The 271-nt window shown below is 55.7% G+C and carries 1 pseudogene; it reads right to left on the reverse strand.

What is annotated here, in order from left to right:
• A pseudogene (locus HMPREF2792_RS12875) lies at positions 1–271 on the reverse strand (HNH endonuclease); the annotation flags it as partial.

A 271-nucleotide genomic window follows, 5' to 3' on the forward strand; every position in this document is an offset into this window, starting at 1 on the left:
TCGCGGACTTTGCGTCTGATTTGGCTGCGGGTGGGAAAAGCCTGATTCGCCTTAGTGGGGGTGAAGAAGTCGGCCAGGATGGTGTCGATAAAATCCAGGGTTTCATCCGTCAGGGCTGTCAGGGCCGACATGGGTTGGTCAATAGCAATCAAGGACTCGATGTCGAGCAGGCACAAGGTGTCTTGTATGGCTTTGACTTTTGGCAGGCTATCAAGCCGGTGGATAGCGCGCAGACCTGCTTTGATGTGGCCTTCGGGCAGTGACCAGGCAG

Origin of the sequence: Corynebacterium sp. HMSC068H04 (genome assembly GCF_001811255.1) — a bacterium.
Lineage (GTDB): Bacteria > Actinomycetota > Actinomycetes > Mycobacteriales > Mycobacteriaceae > Corynebacterium > Corynebacterium hesseae.